Below are 16,305 nucleotides of genomic sequence, written 5' to 3'. Positions count from 1 at the left end.
CAAAGTCTTTTTCAGAATTAAAAAAAACTTGAAATTTGAAGCAACCTTTTAACAAACAAATCATCTTTTTATAAAGCATGCTTTGTTGTTTTTTTGAAAACCTATAAACGCTAGAAATAAACCTTTTGGAAAAACTTACAGTTTTAATACCTGCAGGTAACGAAATACATAATATTGAAGATGTTATTTCTTCTGTAAAATTTGCTGATGAAATTCTTGTAGCAGACAGCCTTAGTTCTGATGGAACTTATGAAAAAGCTATACAATTAGCACATAAAGTAATAAGAAGAGAATATCAATACTCTGCATCTCAAAAAAACTGGGCAATTCCGCAAGCAAAATATGAATGGATTCTTTTAGTTGATGCAGATGAAAGAGTAACTCCTGAATTGGAAGCAGAAATCATTAGCATTCTCAAAAACCCACCCACAGACAATACGGTTGGTTACTGGATTGGTCGTAAAAACCATTTCATGGGAAAACACGTAAAACATAGTGGTTGGAAAAATGACAAAGTAATACGTCTATTTAAAAGAGATTTTTGCAAGTATGAAGATAAACAAGTGCACGCAGAAATTATTGCAGAAGGAAAAATAGGAAAATTAAAACATAAATTTTATCATAACACCTATATCACCATCGATAAACATTTAGAAAAAATGAACCGATACGCTTGGTGGCAAGCTGGTGATTATGATAAAAAAACAGGAAAACTAACGCCCTACCATTTTGTAATTAAGCCCTTATGGAGCTTTTTTAAACACTACATTATGCAAGGTGGTTTTAGAGATGGCGTTGTAGGCTTAACCATTAGTTACATACAGAGTTACACCGTTTTTATGCGTTATGTAAAACTGTGGTTACTTAGAAAAAATAGAGCATAAATTATTTTTTCCAGAATTTGAGTTTCTTTTTTATCTGACGTTTTTTATGAAATTTCTCTTGAAATTTTTGAGTTTCACCCCACATTAACTCAAATATTTGGTCATAACTTTCACCACTACATTTAGCATATTCATCACTCATCACTTTAACCATTGACTTATGAACAGTAAGTCTTTCAAAATTCTTAATACGTTCTTTAAAAGAAAGTTCTTTAAATTCCATTCTATTTAAATCAACCAAATAAAACTGGTAATCTTCATTATTAATTTTGATTAAAGTATTTCCTGGTGAATGATCTAAGAAAAGCACATTTTTTTGGTGAAGCTGGAATGTGAATCGGGTAAATGCTCTTAAAATATCTTCATGATGGGGTATCTCAAAATTATGCGTTAAGTCGCGATAGGTATAATCTGCTTCTAAATGCTCACTTACATAAAAACTTTTTTTAAATAAAGTTGCGGAAGGAAATTCTACATATGCAATAGGATCTGGCGTACCTAAACCTAATTTTTGTAACTTTTGAGCATACTCAAAAGATCTTCTTGCCTTACTTTTTCTAAAGTATTTGTAAGCAAATTGATTGACAAGGTTGGGGACTTTAAAAGATTTTATATTTAAAATTAAATCTTCTCTATCAACAGAAAATAATTTAATTACATTACGCTGAGCATTGCCTAACATCTCTCCCCGAGAATTAAAGTTTTTAATTTGTTCTTCAATAATCTTAGAAAAAGATTTATATTTTACTGAATACTTTGATACCATTTGCTATCTATTTGAGAGAATAAAAATGCTTAGCAAACTTTCTTTGAGCTTCGTTTGTAAGTAAATAGTTTGGCAATAACTCAGATTCTTTTTTGATTATCTGGTAGCTTATATTTCTACCAAACAAATCATTTCCTTCCTCTAAACTTCGAGCTATTTTAGTTTTATCTTTAAAGTCAACGTTATTATATTCTGTATGTGAAAAAGCTTCTAATTTCTCTAGAATTTTTTCTACACCGCCCAAATAAGTAAAATGCCACCCTGCATTAGATATTATCTTATAAACTTCACCTTTTCGCTTGGTTCTCATAATTGCACGTCTATATTTCTGAGGTGATTTTTTTAGAAGTATGTAAGGCATAATAGAGCCACAATGCCATAAACCATTCTTACTCTCCTCTACTGTCATTTTGCTACCTTCAGAAAAAGTTACTTGATTGTTAAAGAAATACATAAACATATGCATCTTTAAACCACAAATTTGATTTACTTTGTTTTTCTTAAAGTCAGTAATAACCGTAGAAGAGGGAATTTCATCTACATCTGTAAATAAAACTACATCATCTGGTTTACAATCTTTTAAACCTTCAACCATCGCATTACGCTGGTAAGATTCTAATTTCCAGGGAGAAAAAGGATTAAAAAGCTTATTAAATCGAGGATATTTATTTAACTTTATATGAATTATTTTTCCTGAAAATTTTTCAAATCTATGCTTATTCTCTTCAAAATAATAGGGTTTAGATTGGTTTTGGAAAGTTTTATCGGCTTCTACAAGTACAAATTTATCTACTACCTTATCTAATTCATTTAAACGTAATTCTAATAAATCTAACTCATTAAAAAATATAAAACAATCGTAAACCATAAATTTATTATATGTTAAGTTTGTAAACCTTAATTACTTTTATAATTATAACTTTAAATGAAACAAAAAAAAATATATATTTTACATAAAAATGGTGCTAACAATCATTACCTAGGTTTAGCTCATTTATGTAAAACCCAAAATATTGATTTAAAATACAGAGAGTTTTCGGTAGCTAGCAAACTACTTAAAAGTATAACCAAGGCTAACAGAAAACTTTTTATTAAGCAGATGACTAATGCTTTTTTTCTTGTTCATTTATTATTGTCCAAAAATAAAAAAATAATTCTAGGTATAGCTCCATACGACAGTAAATTAAGTCGATTACTTTGGGTGTTAAATAGACATCAAGTTTTTTACCACACGTCATGGACGTGTTGGGATAAGTCATTTCAGCCAAAAAAGCTTAAAAAAAATGCCCATAGCGTTCTAAAAGTTTGGGAAAAATTTATAGAAAATAAATGCAAGCATATTTTTACGGTTACCAATCATACTAAAAATGAAATTTTAAATAATTACAACTTAGACTCTAATAAAATTAGTGTGGTCTACCATTCTATCTCGAATGAGTTTTTAAAAACTACTATTCATAAAAAAGATAATCAGAAAAGCTTTATTTATGTAGGAAGAATAACTCCAGAAAAAGGTATTGAAGAAATGATTAATTTTTTCAGTAACAATCCCGACTTATCATTAACCATTATAGGAAATGGTAAACTTAAAAATCAAGTATTAGATAAATCTACCCGAAAAAAAAATATAGAGTATATAGAATATGTAAGCAATAGAACATTACTAGCCTCTTATATTGAAAAAAAAACATTTTTGATTTTAAATTCTCATAAAACAAAAAAATGGGAAGAACTTTTTGGAATGGTCTTAATTGAAGCCATGTCTCAAGGCACCATACCAATATCTACTAATCATTCTGGACCTAATGAAATAATTGATGAAAATTTAGGTTTTTTATACAAAGAAGGTGATTTAGGAAAAAAAATAAAAGAAATTATAAAAAATCAACCTCCATTAGCAGCAATGAGTGAAAATTGCATTAATTTTTCTAAGCAGTTTACTATTTTAGAAAATGCAAAACGATGGAAAAAAATTTTAAGCTAATATGATTGATATAAGTTGTATCATAATTAATTACAATACTTCTAAATATACTACAAAAGCTGTAAAATCTATACTAGATTTTCATGAAAATGATTTAAGTTTAGAAATTATTGTGGTAGACAATTGCTCTAAAATAGAAGATTTCACTTTACTTAAAAAAAGCTTAGATCAATTAAATAATAATAAAGTAAAAATTTACAGAAGTAGAATTAATACTGGTTTTGGTGGGGGTAACATGTATGGTGTTTTACAAACATCTCCTTCTAATTACTATGCATTTATAAATAATGACACGCTACAAGTATCTAGAAACTGTTTAAAGATATTAAAAGAATTTATGATAAACACACCAGATGCAGCGGTGTGTTCACCTCAGATGTTAGACCAGCATAAAAATTTTAGTGTAACCATAGATCATTTTTCATCATTAAAGAGAGAAATAATTAAGAGATCATTATTAGAGAAGTTAAATCCAAAAAAATATTTAAATAGAAAAACAACTTACACTAAACCTACAGCAGTAAATTATGTACAAGGCTCATTTCTATTTGTAGATGCTAAAGAATTTGATACGGTTGGTGGTTTTGATACTAATATTTTTCTTTATTATGAAGAATCTGATTTATGCTTAAGGCTATTAAAAGAAAGAGGAAAAAAGACTTATTTAATACCAGGTTTAAAATATATTCATTATAAAAATGCAAGTACACCACGTACAATATTAAGCAAAACAGAAATGAAAATTTCTTTATTATATACCATAAGAAAACACTATGGCTATTTTGCACACAAACTTTTACTCAATCATTTAAGAGTAAAATACTTTTTTAGTTCTATAGTGAAGCCTAAACACTTTTATCTTTTTAAAGTATTATTAAAAGGTGGTGGTATAAATTATTCATTAAAACTTAAACAAAAAATAGAAGAGCTATAATATATGTACCAACACTATCTTATTACGCGATTTAATCTAAAAAAAGAAGGATGGAGCACTTCTAAAAACAACATTCCTGTACTTACAGAAGAATGGCTAGAAAGACGTTTTAATTTATTTGAAAATTTCTGTTTCCCTTCTATTAAAAGCCAAAACAATCAAAATTTCATTTGGCTAGTATATTTTGATGAAGATACTCCTCAAGTTTTTAAAGACCGTATTTTAGGACTTTCAATGGGATACCCTAAATTTCAGCCTCGTTATGTAAATAACATGCAAGCATTTGTACCGTCTATTCAAAAAGAGTTACAAAAATCTAAATCGCAATATATTATTTCTACTAGAATTGATAATGACGATTGTATTTCTTATAATTTTATAAAAGACATTCAAGATAGATTTATAGAAACTAAACATCAAGCACTTGATTATGCAGATGGATATACATTACAAATTTCACCAGATTTTAAATTAGGCAAAAAGCGTCAATTATGGAATCCATTTATTAGTCTAATTGAAGAAAACAATCAACCACAATCTGTTTGGCAAAAAAGTCATGCAGACTGGAAATTAGATCCTTTAGTAAAACGAATTAATAATAAAAGGTTATGGATGTCTATTATTCACCAAGAAAATAAAGTGAATGAGTTTACTGGTTATGGAAATGTTGCTTCTAATCAATTACTTAATTTTAAAATAAATGATCAGAAAAGAGAAGAAATCACAAATAAATTAGCATCAAAAAGTAATTGGATATTTTTAAATATTAGCAATTATTTTGGTACACATTTAAAATGCATTTTTAAAGATATAAAAAGATCAATACGCTTAAGAAAATAAAATTATGAAAGAAGAAATAAATAATACTACGGCCATTTTAAAACGTGGCGGCCTCATACTCTACCCTACAGACACCGTTTGGGGTATTGGTTGTGATGCAACAAATGCTGAAGCCATAGATAAAATTTTCGCCTTAAAGAAGAGAGCAGAAAATAAAAGCATGATTTGCTTAGTCTCAGATTACAAAATGCTTAATCAATATGTAGAAGAAATACCAGAAGTAGCTTACGATATTTTAAAATATGCAGAAAAACCTACTACTATTGTTTTTGATGACCCTATTCGCGTAGCAGAAAATTTAATTGCAGAAGACAACTCCTTAGCCATTCGAGTTTGTAAAGATACTTTTTGTAACAAACTCATTAGAAAATTTAAAAGACCTATCGTTTCTACTTCAGCAAATATTAGCGGACAACCAACCCCAAAATCTTTCGATCAAATTAGTCCGGAAATTTTAAAAGGAGTAGACTATGTTGTAAATTTGCAACCGTCTAAAAAAAGTGCTAAACCGTCAACAGTTATTAAATTAAGTCTAGACGGAAAAGTGCAAATTATCAGAAAATAAAATGCCGCAGGATCAACTTTATACAGAAGCTCTATCTCATAAAATATTTGAATATATAAGTCAAGCTGCAGAAAATTTATCGCTTGAAACCTATGCTATAGGTGGGTTCGTAAGAGATTTTTTTTTGCAGCGCGGTGAAGCTAAAGATATAGATGTTGTTGCTGTAGGTAGCGGCATCGCTCTTGCTGAAGAAGTTTCTAGACTATTACCTCATCAACCAAAAGTGCAAGTTTTTAAAACGTATGGCACAGCTATGTTACGAGCTTTTGATTTGGAAATTGAATTTGTTGGAGCCAGAAAAGAATCTTACAATGAAAATTCTCGTAATCCAGAAGTTAAACAGGGCTCATTAGAAGACGATCAAAACAGAAGAGATTTCACGATTAATGCCTTAGCGCTGCAACTAAACAAAGAAAATTTCGGAAAACTTCTTGACCCTTTTAATGGGTTAGAGCACCTGAAACAACAACTCATCAAAACACCACTTGAACCAGGAATCACTTATTCTGACGATCCGTTAAGAATGATGCGAGCCATCAGGTTTGCTGCTCAATTGGGTTTTAAAATTGAAGAAAATTCACTCGATGCGATTATAGAACATCATAAACGTATCAAAATTATCTCTAGAGAACGTATTGTTGAAGAACTCAATAAAATTTTACTTTCAGCAAAACCATCAGTAGGTTTTGCTTTACTTAGAAAGACAAAGCTTCTTCCTATTATTCTACCAGAACTTTCAGCATTACAAGGTATCGATGAAAAAGAAGGTCAGCGTCATAAAGATAACTTCTGGCATACTTTAGAAGTGGTCGATAATATTTCTGAAAACACAGATTCTCTTTGGCTGCGTTGGGCTGCCTTATTACACGATATTGGCAAAGCGCCCACCAAAAGATTTCATAAAAAAATTGGTTGGACATTTCATGGTCACGAATTTGTAGGTGCCAAAATGGTATTTAAACTTTTCAAACGCTTAAAAATGCCGCTCAATGAAAAAATGAAGTTTGTACAAAAAATGGTGTTAATGAGCTCCCGCCCTATTGTTATTGCAGAAGATCATGTGACTGATTCTGCAGTACGCAGACTTATTTTTGATGCCGGAGATTACATTGAAGATTTAATGACACTTTGTGAGGCAGATATTACCACTAAAAACCCAAAACGTTACAAACGATATCACAACAATTTTCAAGTGGTGAGACAAAAGTTAAAAGAAGTAGAAGAGAGAGATCATGTGCGTAACTTTCAGCCTCCAATTTCAGGAGAAGAAATTATGGAAACCTTTCATATAAAACCTTCCAAAGAAATAGGAATCATAAAAAATGCGATAAAAGAAGCTATCTTAGAAGGTGAAATTCCAAATAATTATGAAGCTGCTTATCAATTTATGTTAGAAAAAGGAAAGCAATTAAAGCTTTAAAATGAGTAAACAATATTCTTAATATCTAAAAATAAGATCACTAGCGATAATTCTATAAACAATGAGAGACAATAAAAAAGTAGTATATTGGCTATTAACGGGTTGCGCCCTTATTTTTATTATGGTAGTGGTTGGCGGGATAACACGCTTAACTAATTCAGGACTTTCTATCTCGAATTACAAATTAATTCATGGTGTTGTTCCCCCTATGAATCAGCAAGAATGGGTAGAAGCTTTTGAGCTTTATAAGCAATACCCAGAATATCAAAAACTTCATTACCACTTTAGCTTAGAAGACTTTAAAGGAATTTATTTTTGGGAGTGGATTCATCGTGTAATTGGCCGACTTATAGGTGTGGTATTTATTATTCCGTTCTTATATTTTTTATTCACTAAGCAACTCACAAAATCTACCATTAAAAAAGCTATCTTATTATTATGCTTAGGAGGTTTTCAAGGTTTTATGGGTTGGTATATGGTAAAAAGCGGATTAATAGACAGGCCTTCTGTTAGTCATTATCGCTTAGCAGCTCACTTAATGACAGCTTTTATTACTTTTGCCTATTCATTTTGGGTTGCGCTCGATATTATTTATAAAAATAACATAAAACCAGTCGTACCCAATATGAAAAAATGGATTTGGGTTGGAATGATTATTTTAATACTTCAAATTACTTGGGGTGCTTTTGTAGCTGGTTTAGATGCAGGTTTTATACATAATAGCTGGCCATTTATGGCAGAAGGAAAATTAATTCATGAAACGGTTTATATAGAACAAAACCCAGTTTGGAGAAACTTTATTGCTGGTAAAAGTGGCGTTCAATTTGTACACCGCTATCTCGCTTATTTCGTAGTCGCAGCAATACTTCTTATTTGGTATAAAACTAAGAAAATATCACTCACAACAGCTCAAAAAAATGGAATTAACACCTTACTTATTATCGTGTTTATACAATTTTTGCTAGGTATTTTTACGCTTATTTACCAAGTGCCTGTATGGCTTGGCGTAACTCACCAAGTTGGTGCATTTTGCCTATTGGCTGCTATGACGTTTGTTTTACATAGATTTAGCAAATAATAAAATAGTTTTAGTTACCTCAAAATGTATTTGCCTAATACAGTTTTGAAAACGTATCTTTGCATCCCAAATTTTTATAAGAATTATGATTTATAAATTCAGAATAGTTTTAGATACTTTAGATGATGTTTTTAGAGATATTGAAATTGAAGAGAATGCAACACTAGAAGATCTTCATAATTCTGTAACCCAAGCCTTTGGTTTTGATGGTACAGAAATGGCATCATTTTATCTTACTGATGAAGAATGGAATCAAGGTGAAGAAATTGTTCTTTTTGATATGAGCGAAGGAATGAATTCTGTACGCATGATGAATGAAACTAGTTTGGATTCTGTAGTAGATGAAAAGAACACCAAACTTATTTATGTGTATGATTTCTTTAGCATGTGGACGTTTTACGTAGAACTTGCCGCTATTTCAGAAGTTGAAGAAGGTAGAGATTACCCTAACTTAATGTTTGCACACGGACAATTACCAGACAGCCCACCAGAAAAGAATTTTGAAGCCGAAGATGCAGAATTAGAAGATGAATTTGGTGAAGATGAGGTAGATTTTGAAAATCTAGATGATTACGATTTTGATGAAAATTGGAATTAATTTTTAACCTATTCTTGCATTAGGGATAGAAGCGGCATCCTTTTTTGCTAGCACAACTTTTTATTCAGATCGATGTGATCTAGGCAAAAAAGATATAGTGAATAGCCCGACCCGACTTTAGGAGGGAAATGCCTTAATTAAATTAAAAAACTATTATGATAAACTTATATAATACACAAATTGAATCGCTTTCTATTCACCGTGTAGGTAATAAAAGTAGAAACGAAGGTGTGTTCTTGTCTGAAGAACCATTTGTTTTTAACGATGAAATGAATGCGCTTTTAAAAGAGTATTTTTTGAAATCTTTTCGTGAAAAAGAAGAAAATTACTACCAATTTACTCATGAAACAGATTTAGAGTTTCACGATTTATATGAGATTACATCAACGGTTTTTCAAGATCCAACTACCATTCATGCGCAATCTAAAAAAATTGCACAATTACTTTTTAATGAAGGTAAACACCCACATATTAAAAATGGTGAATTATATGTAGTTTATTTTGAAAACGCACTTTTAGATAATGAAAAAGTAGATGCGATAGGCATTTTTAAATCAGAATTAAAACACGATTTCCTTCAGTTTGAAGAGAAAGCTGCTAATTTAGAAGCGGTACTTCAGCAAGGCGTAAATTTAAACAAGCTAGATAAAGGAGCACTTATTTTTAATACTAATAAAGAAGAAGGTTATAAAATATTATCGATAGATTCTAACCGTTATGATACCAAATATTGGTTACAAGAATTTTTAAATGTAGATATCTTTGCTGATGAAAACTTCAACACGAAAAGTTATTTAAAATTTTGTCAGAATTTTGCTAAAGATGTGGTTTTACCAGCAGAAGATAAACAACAGGAAGTGTTATTTATGAATCGTGCAGTAAATCACTTTGCTAAGAATGATCAATTTGAAGAGAGTAGTTTTTTAAACGAAGTGATGGAAAATCCAGAATTAATTCCAGAATTTAAACATTACAAAACAGAAAAAGCGCCTAAGTATAAAATTGAAGATTTAACAGATTTTCCTGTTTCAAACACTGCGGTTTCTGCAGCTAGAAAGAAGATTAAAAGTGTGATTAGCTTAGACACCAATGTTCAGATTAAAATGGATTTTGTAAACTCTGACAGTGCTGAAAAATTTATTGAAAAAGGTTGGGATGAAGAGCGGCAAATGTATTACTACTTAGTATACTTCAACAAAGAAGAAAAAAAATAAACAGAGTTAATTAATTTAGTTTTCAAGTAAAAAGGATTTAAAAGTTATGGCTTTTAAATCCTTTTTTTATTTTTCACTAATTTTAAAAAAAGTCATTTTGAAACAAGAATCGCAATGTTTTCAATTTCGACTTCAGTCTCAACTTCAAAAATTAAAACTCCATCATCTCTTTAGAATTTGTATCTACATAATTACGTTTTACAAACTCGAGTGCTGTTTTTAAGACTCCGCCCATGCTTCGAGCTCTTTTAAACTTAATATCTTTAGAATATTCAACTAAATCATACTTTAATTTTTTTAAATTTTCTCTGGTTGAAATATGGTCTGCCGTCATGCAAGTGATCAGTAACTTAAAACGTTTCTGGCTCGTAATTAAACGTTTTGCCATTTGAGATCGTTCTTCTTTTCTGTACTGATCTATAGAAGTTTCTTCTAAATGAGAGGTCACCAACTTCACCATCGGATAATTTTCTTTAAAAAATTGGGGGCGGTAAACCTTTAAATTTCCTTCAAAACTTTGCTGATCAAAATCAATAGCTCTAATTTGATAATCTACATGATCAAAATCGTGTGTAGGTATAATCACATAGTTATAAGAACGCATATCTCCTAACAACCTTATAGTACAACGTTCGTTAAATTTGACAAACTCTTTAGCGATCATGTTTTTAGTATATTCACTACATTTGTCTAATTGCTCTTCTATAAAAACATCACCAGGTATTCCAGCAATATGCGCTTCAATTAAAGTGTCTTTATAAAGCAAAAAGTTTATACGATGCGGAGATAAAATATGTTCTAATTCTAAACCATAAATTCTCGAAGCATCAGCTTTTTTTACATAAAAATAAGTAAAGTTATCATTAAGTACATTTCTAATTTTTACCCGAAAAGGCTTAGAATTTCCAAATGTACAATAGTCAATGGCATCTACATTTAAAAACTGAAAAGCATCATCGCTACCATCTGAATGTAATATGGTATAAATACGCTTTAAACTGTTATCTATTTCTGTACGTTCATGATCTGGGTAATAGCAACGTACCCATAATGTATCTTCATCATGTTTATTATATACCACAATAGACCCTGAAAACCGAAGCAAATCATCATAAAAAACAGGTATTTTAGTATAACGATTATATTTGGTTAAGTAGTTACTCAATTTTTCATTAATAGGAAAAATTGGTTTTTTCTTAGACATGAGTTTCTCTTCCATACCGACAATTTAATAAAATTTAGAGAGTAAGAAGAGAAAACTTTGTAACAAAAGTTTAACTTCATCGTCACATTTACAAAACCAACATAATTTTGAATACAATTCTAAAAATTAATCAGCTCACTAAAAAATTTGGTCTATTAACAGCGGTAAATAATATTTCTTTTACCATTGAAAAGGGAAATATTTATGGCATATTAGGCCCAAACGGAAGTGGAAAATCTACCACATTGGGCATGGTACTGAATGTTGTCAACAAAACCAGTGGAGATTTTCAGTGGTTTAATGGAGAGCAATCTATACATCAGGCTTTAAAAAAAGTAGGAGCTATTATTGAACATCCCAACTTTTACCCTTACATGACAGCTAAACAAAATTTGAATTTGGTTTGCAAAATAAAAAATGTAACCAACGCCAAAATTGAAGAAAAGTTAGAATTGGTAGGACTTCTCGATAGGAAAGATAGTAATTTTAGTAGTTTTTCATTAGGAATGAAGCAGCGTTTAGCTATTGCCTCTGCCCTACTTAATGATCCTGAAATTTTAATTTTAGATGAACCTACTAATGGTTTAGATCCGCAAGGAATTCATCAAATTAGAGAAATTATCAGAAAAATTGCAGCAACAGGAACCACCATTTTATTAGCTTCACATTTATTAGATGAAGTTGAAAAAGTTTGTTCTCACGTTATTATTATTAGAAAAGGCGTCATGCTTTACTCAGGAAAAGTAGATGAGATGAATGCCAGTCATGGCTATGTAGAAATGCAAGCTCAAAAAAACGCTCTTTTAATTGAAGTATTAAAAAACCATGAATGGTTTGAAAATATTACGATAGATAAAGAAACGGGACTTACCAAAGCCATTTTAACCCAACCTATAGAAGCTGAAAAATTAAACCAAATGCTTTTTGAAAAAGGAATTATATTATCACACTTAGTGAAAAGAAAAGAAAGTTTAGAGCAGCAATTTTTAGAACTAACACAACAAAACGCTTAAGATGTTAAGATTACTCCATATAGAATTTCACAAATTAAGATATAGTAAATCTACTAAAATCTTAACTATTATCTACTTTTTAATACCACTATCAATTTCATTAATCGCTTCTATAGATTTTAACTTTATTGGTATTAATGTTCGGGTAGCAGATCAAGGAATTTTTAATTTTCCATACATCTGGCATTTCAATACATTTTTAATTTCGTTTTTAAAATTATTTTTAGCCATCGTTATTGTATCTATGATGTCTAACGAATACACCAATAGAACCCTAAAACAGAACCTAATAGACGGATTGAGTAAAAAAGAATTTATTCTCTCTAAATTTTATATGATTCTTGCTTTATCATTAGCTTCAACAGTTTTTGTTTTCATTTTATCTTTAATTTTAGGCTTATTTTTTTCAGACTTTACAGAAGCTTCTATTATATTTTCTGATTTAGAATTTATACTAGCATACTTCATTAAACTGGTGGGCTTCTTTTCTTTTTGTATGTTTTTAGGAGTTTTAGTTAAAAGATCTGCCTTTGCGTTAGGCTTTCTTTTTGTGTGGTATATTATCGAAAAAATCATTTACCTCATCTTACTTTTTAAAATAATGGGTACAGAAGCTGGAGCAGATAAGGTCATGCAGTTCTTCCCCTTAGAAGCGACAGCAAACTTAATTAAGCAACCATTTAGCAGGTTAAATTTTATACAAACTGCAGCAAGTCAATTACAAACTGATTTTGTAATTGACTATGCTTTGCATTGGTACAGCATAGCCATTGTTATAGTTTGGACTGCAATTTTTGTTTGGGGATCACAAGCTTTATTAAAAAAGAGGGATTTGTAGATGATTTCTTTTTAACAGAATCTAGCAATCAATTCAAGCGAAAAGCTTTAGTTTTGAGGAGTTATTATTTCAAATGAAAAAAAAATTATTTTACCTCATTTTAATAATTCCTCATTTTTTTTTAGCACAAGGGGAAGCAAATTACTGGTATTTTGGTGTTAATGCCGGAGTAAATTTTAACACCTCTCCACCGACAGCCATCACCAATGGTCAATTAAACACCAATGAAGGTTGTTCTTCAATTTCAGATGAAAGCGGTAATCTTTTATTTTATACTGATGGAAGCACGATTTGGAACCGTGATCACCAAATTATGAGTAACGCCAATTACTTTAATGGTAATGGATTAAATGGCGACCCTTCAAGTACTTCTAGCGGTTTAATTGTACCGCATCCTACAAATCCTAATCTTTATTATGTATTTACGGTAGACGAACCACACCATGATAATGCAGATACTTATCCCAATCAAGGTCCGGGAACTCCTTCTGGTGAATATTCAGATTTAGCGGGAAGCAGCGTTCCGCAAGATGATGATGGTTTTAATAATGGTTTAAATTATTCGATTGTAGATATGAGTCTAGACGGTGGACTCGGTGATGTTATCACAACAGATAAAAACGTTCATTTAATCACTTACAATCCTTCTGATAGTGAAGAGATCAAGTACAAATGTTCAGAAAAAATCACTGCGGTTAAAGGAAGTGATTGCAATTCTATTTGGCTAGTTACTCATTTTATAGATAAGTTTTATGCTTTCAAAATCGATAATTCGGGGATCAGCCCAACTCCTGTTGTTTCAGAAGTTGGGCCAACTATTCCTATTTCTTCTTATCGAAGAGCTGCTATTGGTTATATAAAAATTTCACCTAACGGGAAAAAACTTCTCATAGCGCATAATACCAGAACCTACAATCAAATAGGCAGTAATGCTGCTGAAGATGGCGGCGTTTATTTATACGATTTTGATGATGCTACAGGAATCGTCTCTAACAACATCTCGCTGGTAGAAAACGTAAATCCATACGGAGTAGAGTTTTCTATGGAGACCAAAAAAGCTTATGCCACGGCAACATCAGGCAATAGTTCAATCTTATATCAGTGGGATTTAGAAGCGACAGATATTTCTAGATCTATTACCATAATACCTGGAGTTAGTACAAGAAACGCAACAGCTTTACAATTAGCACCAAATGGTAAAATTTATAAGCCAGTAATTTCAACTTCAAAATTAGCAGTTATTAATAATCCTGAATTAGATGCAAATCAAGTTAATTACTCTGAAAATATTTCAGATGGAGCTATAGAGCTAAAAAGAATAGTAAATTTTGGATTACCTCCTTTTATTCAATCTATTTTTTCATCACGCGTCAATATTATTGATGAAACATCTGATAATATTTATACTAATCTCGATTTATGTGAAGATGAAATTTTTACCTTAACGTATTCTCAAAACTTCAATAACAGCAATACCTATACTTGGAGTAAAGAAGGAAGTGTTTTACCTGGAGAAACTACAGAAAGTTTAGAAATTTCAGCAAATACTGCTAATACATTTCCTTATTCAGAAACCTACAAATTAGAGATCGATTTAAATGATGGTTCTTGCCCCATCATAGGGATTGCCAACGTAACATTTCACAGCAATCCAACAGTCACCAATACCACGCTCACCCAATGCCCATTCTCCGATGAGAATACTTCTATTTTTGATTTGACCAACGCTAGAGATTCGATTACTTCTTCTGCAACCAATGAAATAGAGTTCTATAAAAATTTAAATGAAGCTCAAAGTAATTTGAACCTAATTTCTAATCCTGATAGTTTCGAAAATACAACCAACCCGCAAACGATTATTGCAAAAATATCTTCTGAATTTTGCTCCTCCTATGCTGAGATCGAACTAAATGTTTCAAATTCCAACCTCTCACCTATCAATTTAAGCGTTTGTTCGTCTAACGGAGATGGGTTAGAAATTTTTAATTTAAGATTAGCTGAAGATGATTTATTAAGTTTAGATCCTAATTTTTCCGTTCGGTTTTACGAAAATGACCAAGATGCCGTTTTAGAGGAAAATGAAATTACAAATAGTTCTTCTTACCAAAACTCAATTGCATTTGAACAAAAAATTGTTGCCAGAGTCGATAACGAAGATAGTTGCGAGGCGATTATTCCTATAAATTTATTTGTCAAAGATATAATCCCCATTAATGAAGATGAAGAAATTATTTATTGTTTAGAAAATTTACCTTCAACTATCACTTTAGGAACCGGTATACCTGAATCTATACAAAATGAATATACTTATCTTTGGGAACCCTCTGGTGAAACGACTTCAAATATTTCAACTAACAACATTACTACGCATACGGTAACAGTAACCAGCCAAACTACCAGATGCACTGCCACCAAAACTATTAATTTAATAGCCTCAAGCCAAGCAGTTTTTCAAGTAGAAGTTGACGGTTTTTCTGATCGAAATACAGTAGAAGTTATTTTAGATGAAGATAATACTGGAGATTATGAATTTTCAATAGACGATCAATTTTCCAATTACCAAGAAGAACCCGTTTTTCAGAATTTAAATGCCGGAGAACATCGTACTTACGTAAAAGACTTGAACGGCTGCGGAATAACTTATAAAGATTTTGATATTCTTGGGATTATGAAGTTCTTTACTCCAAACCAAGACGGCATCAATGATACTTGGAATTTATTAGGTAGAAATCCTGAAAATACGCAAGGTATTGAAATCTTTATTTTTGATCGTTTTGGAAAATTACTCACTAGTATCAACCCACAAGGTCGAGGTTGGAATGGCTCCTACAATGGGAAAAATATGCCTTCTAACGACTATTGGTATTTAATAAATTTACCTAACGGTAAAAAATATAGAGGAAGCTTTACGCTTAAAAGATAAACTGTAAAATTATGATTATATTGGTAGCAATAAACTAGCCATCA

General features: G+C 30.8%; 15 protein-coding genes. 12 read left to right on the top strand and 3 right to left on the bottom strand.

Annotated features, from left to right (window positions below):
- Positions 1-125: 125 nt before the first annotated feature.
- Positions 126-884 (top strand): glycosyltransferase family 2 protein, encoded by a 759-nt coding sequence (locus tag KW502_RS06215; protein ID WP_219039674.1) that lies wholly within the window; start codon positions 126-128, stop codon positions 882-884.
- Between the two features lies 1 nt (position 885).
- Here KW502_RS06215 and KW502_RS06210 read toward each other — a convergent pair whose 3' ends face one another.
- Both KW502_RS06210 and KW502_RS06205 read right to left on the bottom strand, forming a co-directional pair.
- Positions 886-1,650 carry a lipopolysaccharide kinase InaA family protein gene (locus KW502_RS06210; protein WP_219039673.1) on the bottom strand — a complete coding sequence of 255 codons (765 nt, stop codon included), beginning with the start codon at positions 1,648-1,650 and terminating at the stop codon, positions 886-888.
- Positions 1,651-1,657: 7 nt separating this feature from the next.
- Positions 1,658-2,518 carry a glycosyltransferase family 17 protein gene (locus KW502_RS06205; protein ID WP_219039672.1) on the bottom strand — a complete coding sequence of 287 codons (861 nt, stop codon included), beginning with the start codon at positions 2,516-2,518 and terminating at the stop codon, positions 1,658-1,660.
- Between the two features lie 57 nt (positions 2,519-2,575).
- Here KW502_RS06205 and KW502_RS06200 point away from each other — a divergent pair, with 57 nt between their 5' ends.
- The 8 genes from KW502_RS06200 to KW502_RS06165 all read left to right on the top strand — a co-directional run bounded on the left by KW502_RS06200 (position 2,576) and on the right by KW502_RS06165 (position 10,283).
- A complete protein-coding gene (locus KW502_RS06200) occupies positions 2,576-3,634 on the top strand; it encodes a glycosyltransferase family 4 protein (RefSeq protein ID WP_219039671.1) in 1,059 nt (352 codons plus the stop codon).
- A gap of 1 nt (position 3,635) precedes the next feature.
- Positions 3,636-4,568, top strand: coding sequence for a glycosyltransferase (locus KW502_RS06195; RefSeq protein WP_219039670.1), 933 nt, complete (start codon positions 3,636-3,638; stop codon positions 4,566-4,568).
- Positions 4,569-4,571: 3 nt separating this feature from the next.
- Positions 4,572-5,408 (top strand): glycosyltransferase, encoded by an 837-nt coding sequence (locus KW502_RS06190; protein ID WP_219039669.1) that lies wholly within the window; start codon positions 4,572-4,574, stop codon positions 5,406-5,408.
- A 4-nt stretch (positions 5,409-5,412) separates the two neighbouring features.
- Positions 5,413-5,973: an L-threonylcarbamoyladenylate synthase gene (locus KW502_RS06185; RefSeq protein ID WP_219039668.1), complete on the top strand. Its 561-nt coding sequence runs from the start codon at positions 5,413-5,415 to the stop codon at positions 5,971-5,973.
- 1 nt (position 5,974) lies between these two features.
- A complete protein-coding gene (locus KW502_RS06180) occupies positions 5,975-7,393 on the top strand; it encodes a CCA tRNA nucleotidyltransferase (protein ID WP_219039667.1) in 1,419 nt (472 codons plus the stop codon).
- Between the two features lie 61 nt (positions 7,394-7,454).
- The gene (locus KW502_RS06175; protein WP_219039666.1) at positions 7,455-8,471 is read left to right on the top strand and encodes a COX15/CtaA family protein; all 1,017 of its coding nucleotides are present in this window, start codon (positions 7,455-7,457) and stop codon (positions 8,469-8,471) included.
- Between the two features lie 85 nt (positions 8,472-8,556).
- On the top strand, positions 8,557-9,069 hold the full coding sequence (locus tag KW502_RS06170; RefSeq protein WP_219039665.1) for an IS1096 element passenger TnpR family protein: 513 nt from the start codon (positions 8,557-8,559) through the stop codon (positions 9,067-9,069).
- 155 nt (positions 9,070-9,224) lie between these two features.
- A complete protein-coding gene (locus tag KW502_RS06165; RefSeq protein WP_219039664.1) occupies positions 9,225-10,283 on the top strand; it encodes a nucleoid-associated protein in 1,059 nt (352 codons plus the stop codon).
- Between the two features lie 151 nt (positions 10,284-10,434).
- On the opposite strand, the gene KW502_RS06160 is transcribed toward KW502_RS06165, so the two are convergent.
- Positions 10,435-11,502, bottom strand: a complete 1,068-nt coding sequence (locus KW502_RS06160; protein ID WP_219039663.1) for a hypothetical protein — start codon at positions 11,500-11,502, stop codon at positions 10,435-10,437.
- A 92-nt stretch (positions 11,503-11,594) separates the two neighbouring features.
- Here KW502_RS06160 and KW502_RS06155 point away from each other — a divergent pair, with 92 nt between their 5' ends.
- The 3 genes from KW502_RS06155 to KW502_RS06145 all read left to right on the top strand — a co-directional run bounded on the left by KW502_RS06155 (position 11,595) and on the right by KW502_RS06145 (position 16,261).
- The gene (locus tag KW502_RS06155; protein WP_219039662.1) at positions 11,595-12,500 is read left to right on the top strand and encodes an ABC transporter ATP-binding protein; all 906 of its coding nucleotides are present in this window, start codon (positions 11,595-11,597) and stop codon (positions 12,498-12,500) included.
- Position 12,501: 1 nt separating this feature from the next.
- Positions 12,502-13,338, top strand: coding sequence for an ABC transporter permease (locus KW502_RS06150; RefSeq protein WP_219039661.1), 837 nt, complete (start codon positions 12,502-12,504; stop codon positions 13,336-13,338).
- A gap of 73 nt (positions 13,339-13,411) precedes the next feature.
- The gene (locus tag KW502_RS06145; protein WP_219039660.1) at positions 13,412-16,261 is read left to right on the top strand and encodes a T9SS type B sorting domain-containing protein; all 2,850 of its coding nucleotides are present in this window, start codon (positions 13,412-13,414) and stop codon (positions 16,259-16,261) included.
- The last annotated feature ends 44 nt before the right edge of the window (positions 16,262-16,305 follow it).

This window comes from Mesonia aestuariivivens, assembly GCF_019311235.1.
GTDB classification, from domain to species: domain Bacteria; phylum Bacteroidota; class Bacteroidia; order Flavobacteriales; family Flavobacteriaceae; genus Mesonia; species Mesonia aestuariivivens.
Note: the sequence above shows the minus strand (reverse complement) of the source record. Positions and strands in the feature narration are given on the sequence as shown.

What these genes read in the sequence shown, in the direction of transcription:
- KW502_RS06195 (WP_219039670.1), top strand. Translation starts at nt 3,636, where the DNA reads ATGATTGATATAAGTTGTATCATAATTAATTACAATACTTCTAAATAT.
- KW502_RS06170 (WP_219039665.1), top strand. Translation starts at nt 8,557, where the DNA reads ATGATTTATAAATTCAGAATAGTTTTAGATACTTTAGATGATGTTTTT.
- KW502_RS06190 (WP_219039669.1), top strand. Translation starts at nt 4,572, where the DNA reads ATGTACCAACACTATCTTATTACGCGATTTAATCTAAAAAAAGAAGGA.
- KW502_RS06175 (WP_219039666.1), top strand. Translation starts at nt 7,455, where the DNA reads ATGAGAGACAATAAAAAAGTAGTATATTGGCTATTAACGGGTTGCGCC.
- KW502_RS06205 (WP_219039672.1), bottom strand. Translation starts at nt 2,518, where the DNA reads ATGGTTTACGATTGTTTTATATTTTTTAATGAGTTAGATTTATTAGAA.
- KW502_RS06165 (WP_219039664.1), top strand. Translation starts at nt 9,225, where the DNA reads ATGATAAACTTATATAATACACAAATTGAATCGCTTTCTATTCACCGT.
- KW502_RS06150 (WP_219039661.1), top strand. Translation starts at nt 12,502, where the DNA reads ATGTTAAGATTACTCCATATAGAATTTCACAAATTAAGATATAGTAAA.
- KW502_RS06160 (WP_219039663.1), bottom strand. Translation starts at nt 11,502, where the DNA reads ATGGAAGAGAAACTCATGTCTAAGAAAAAACCAATTTTTCCTATTAAT.
- KW502_RS06200 (WP_219039671.1), top strand. Translation starts at nt 2,576, where the DNA reads ATGAAACAAAAAAAAATATATATTTTACATAAAAATGGTGCTAACAAT.
- KW502_RS06145 (WP_219039660.1), top strand. Translation starts at nt 13,412, where the DNA reads ATGAAAAAAAAATTATTTTACCTCATTTTAATAATTCCTCATTTTTTT.
- KW502_RS06185 (WP_219039668.1), top strand. Translation starts at nt 5,413, where the DNA reads ATGAAAGAAGAAATAAATAATACTACGGCCATTTTAAAACGTGGCGGC.
- KW502_RS06210 (WP_219039673.1), bottom strand. Translation starts at nt 1,650, where the DNA reads ATGGTATCAAAGTATTCAGTAAAATATAAATCTTTTTCTAAGATTATT.
- KW502_RS06180 (WP_219039667.1), top strand. Translation starts at nt 5,975, where the DNA reads ATGCCGCAGGATCAACTTTATACAGAAGCTCTATCTCATAAAATATTT.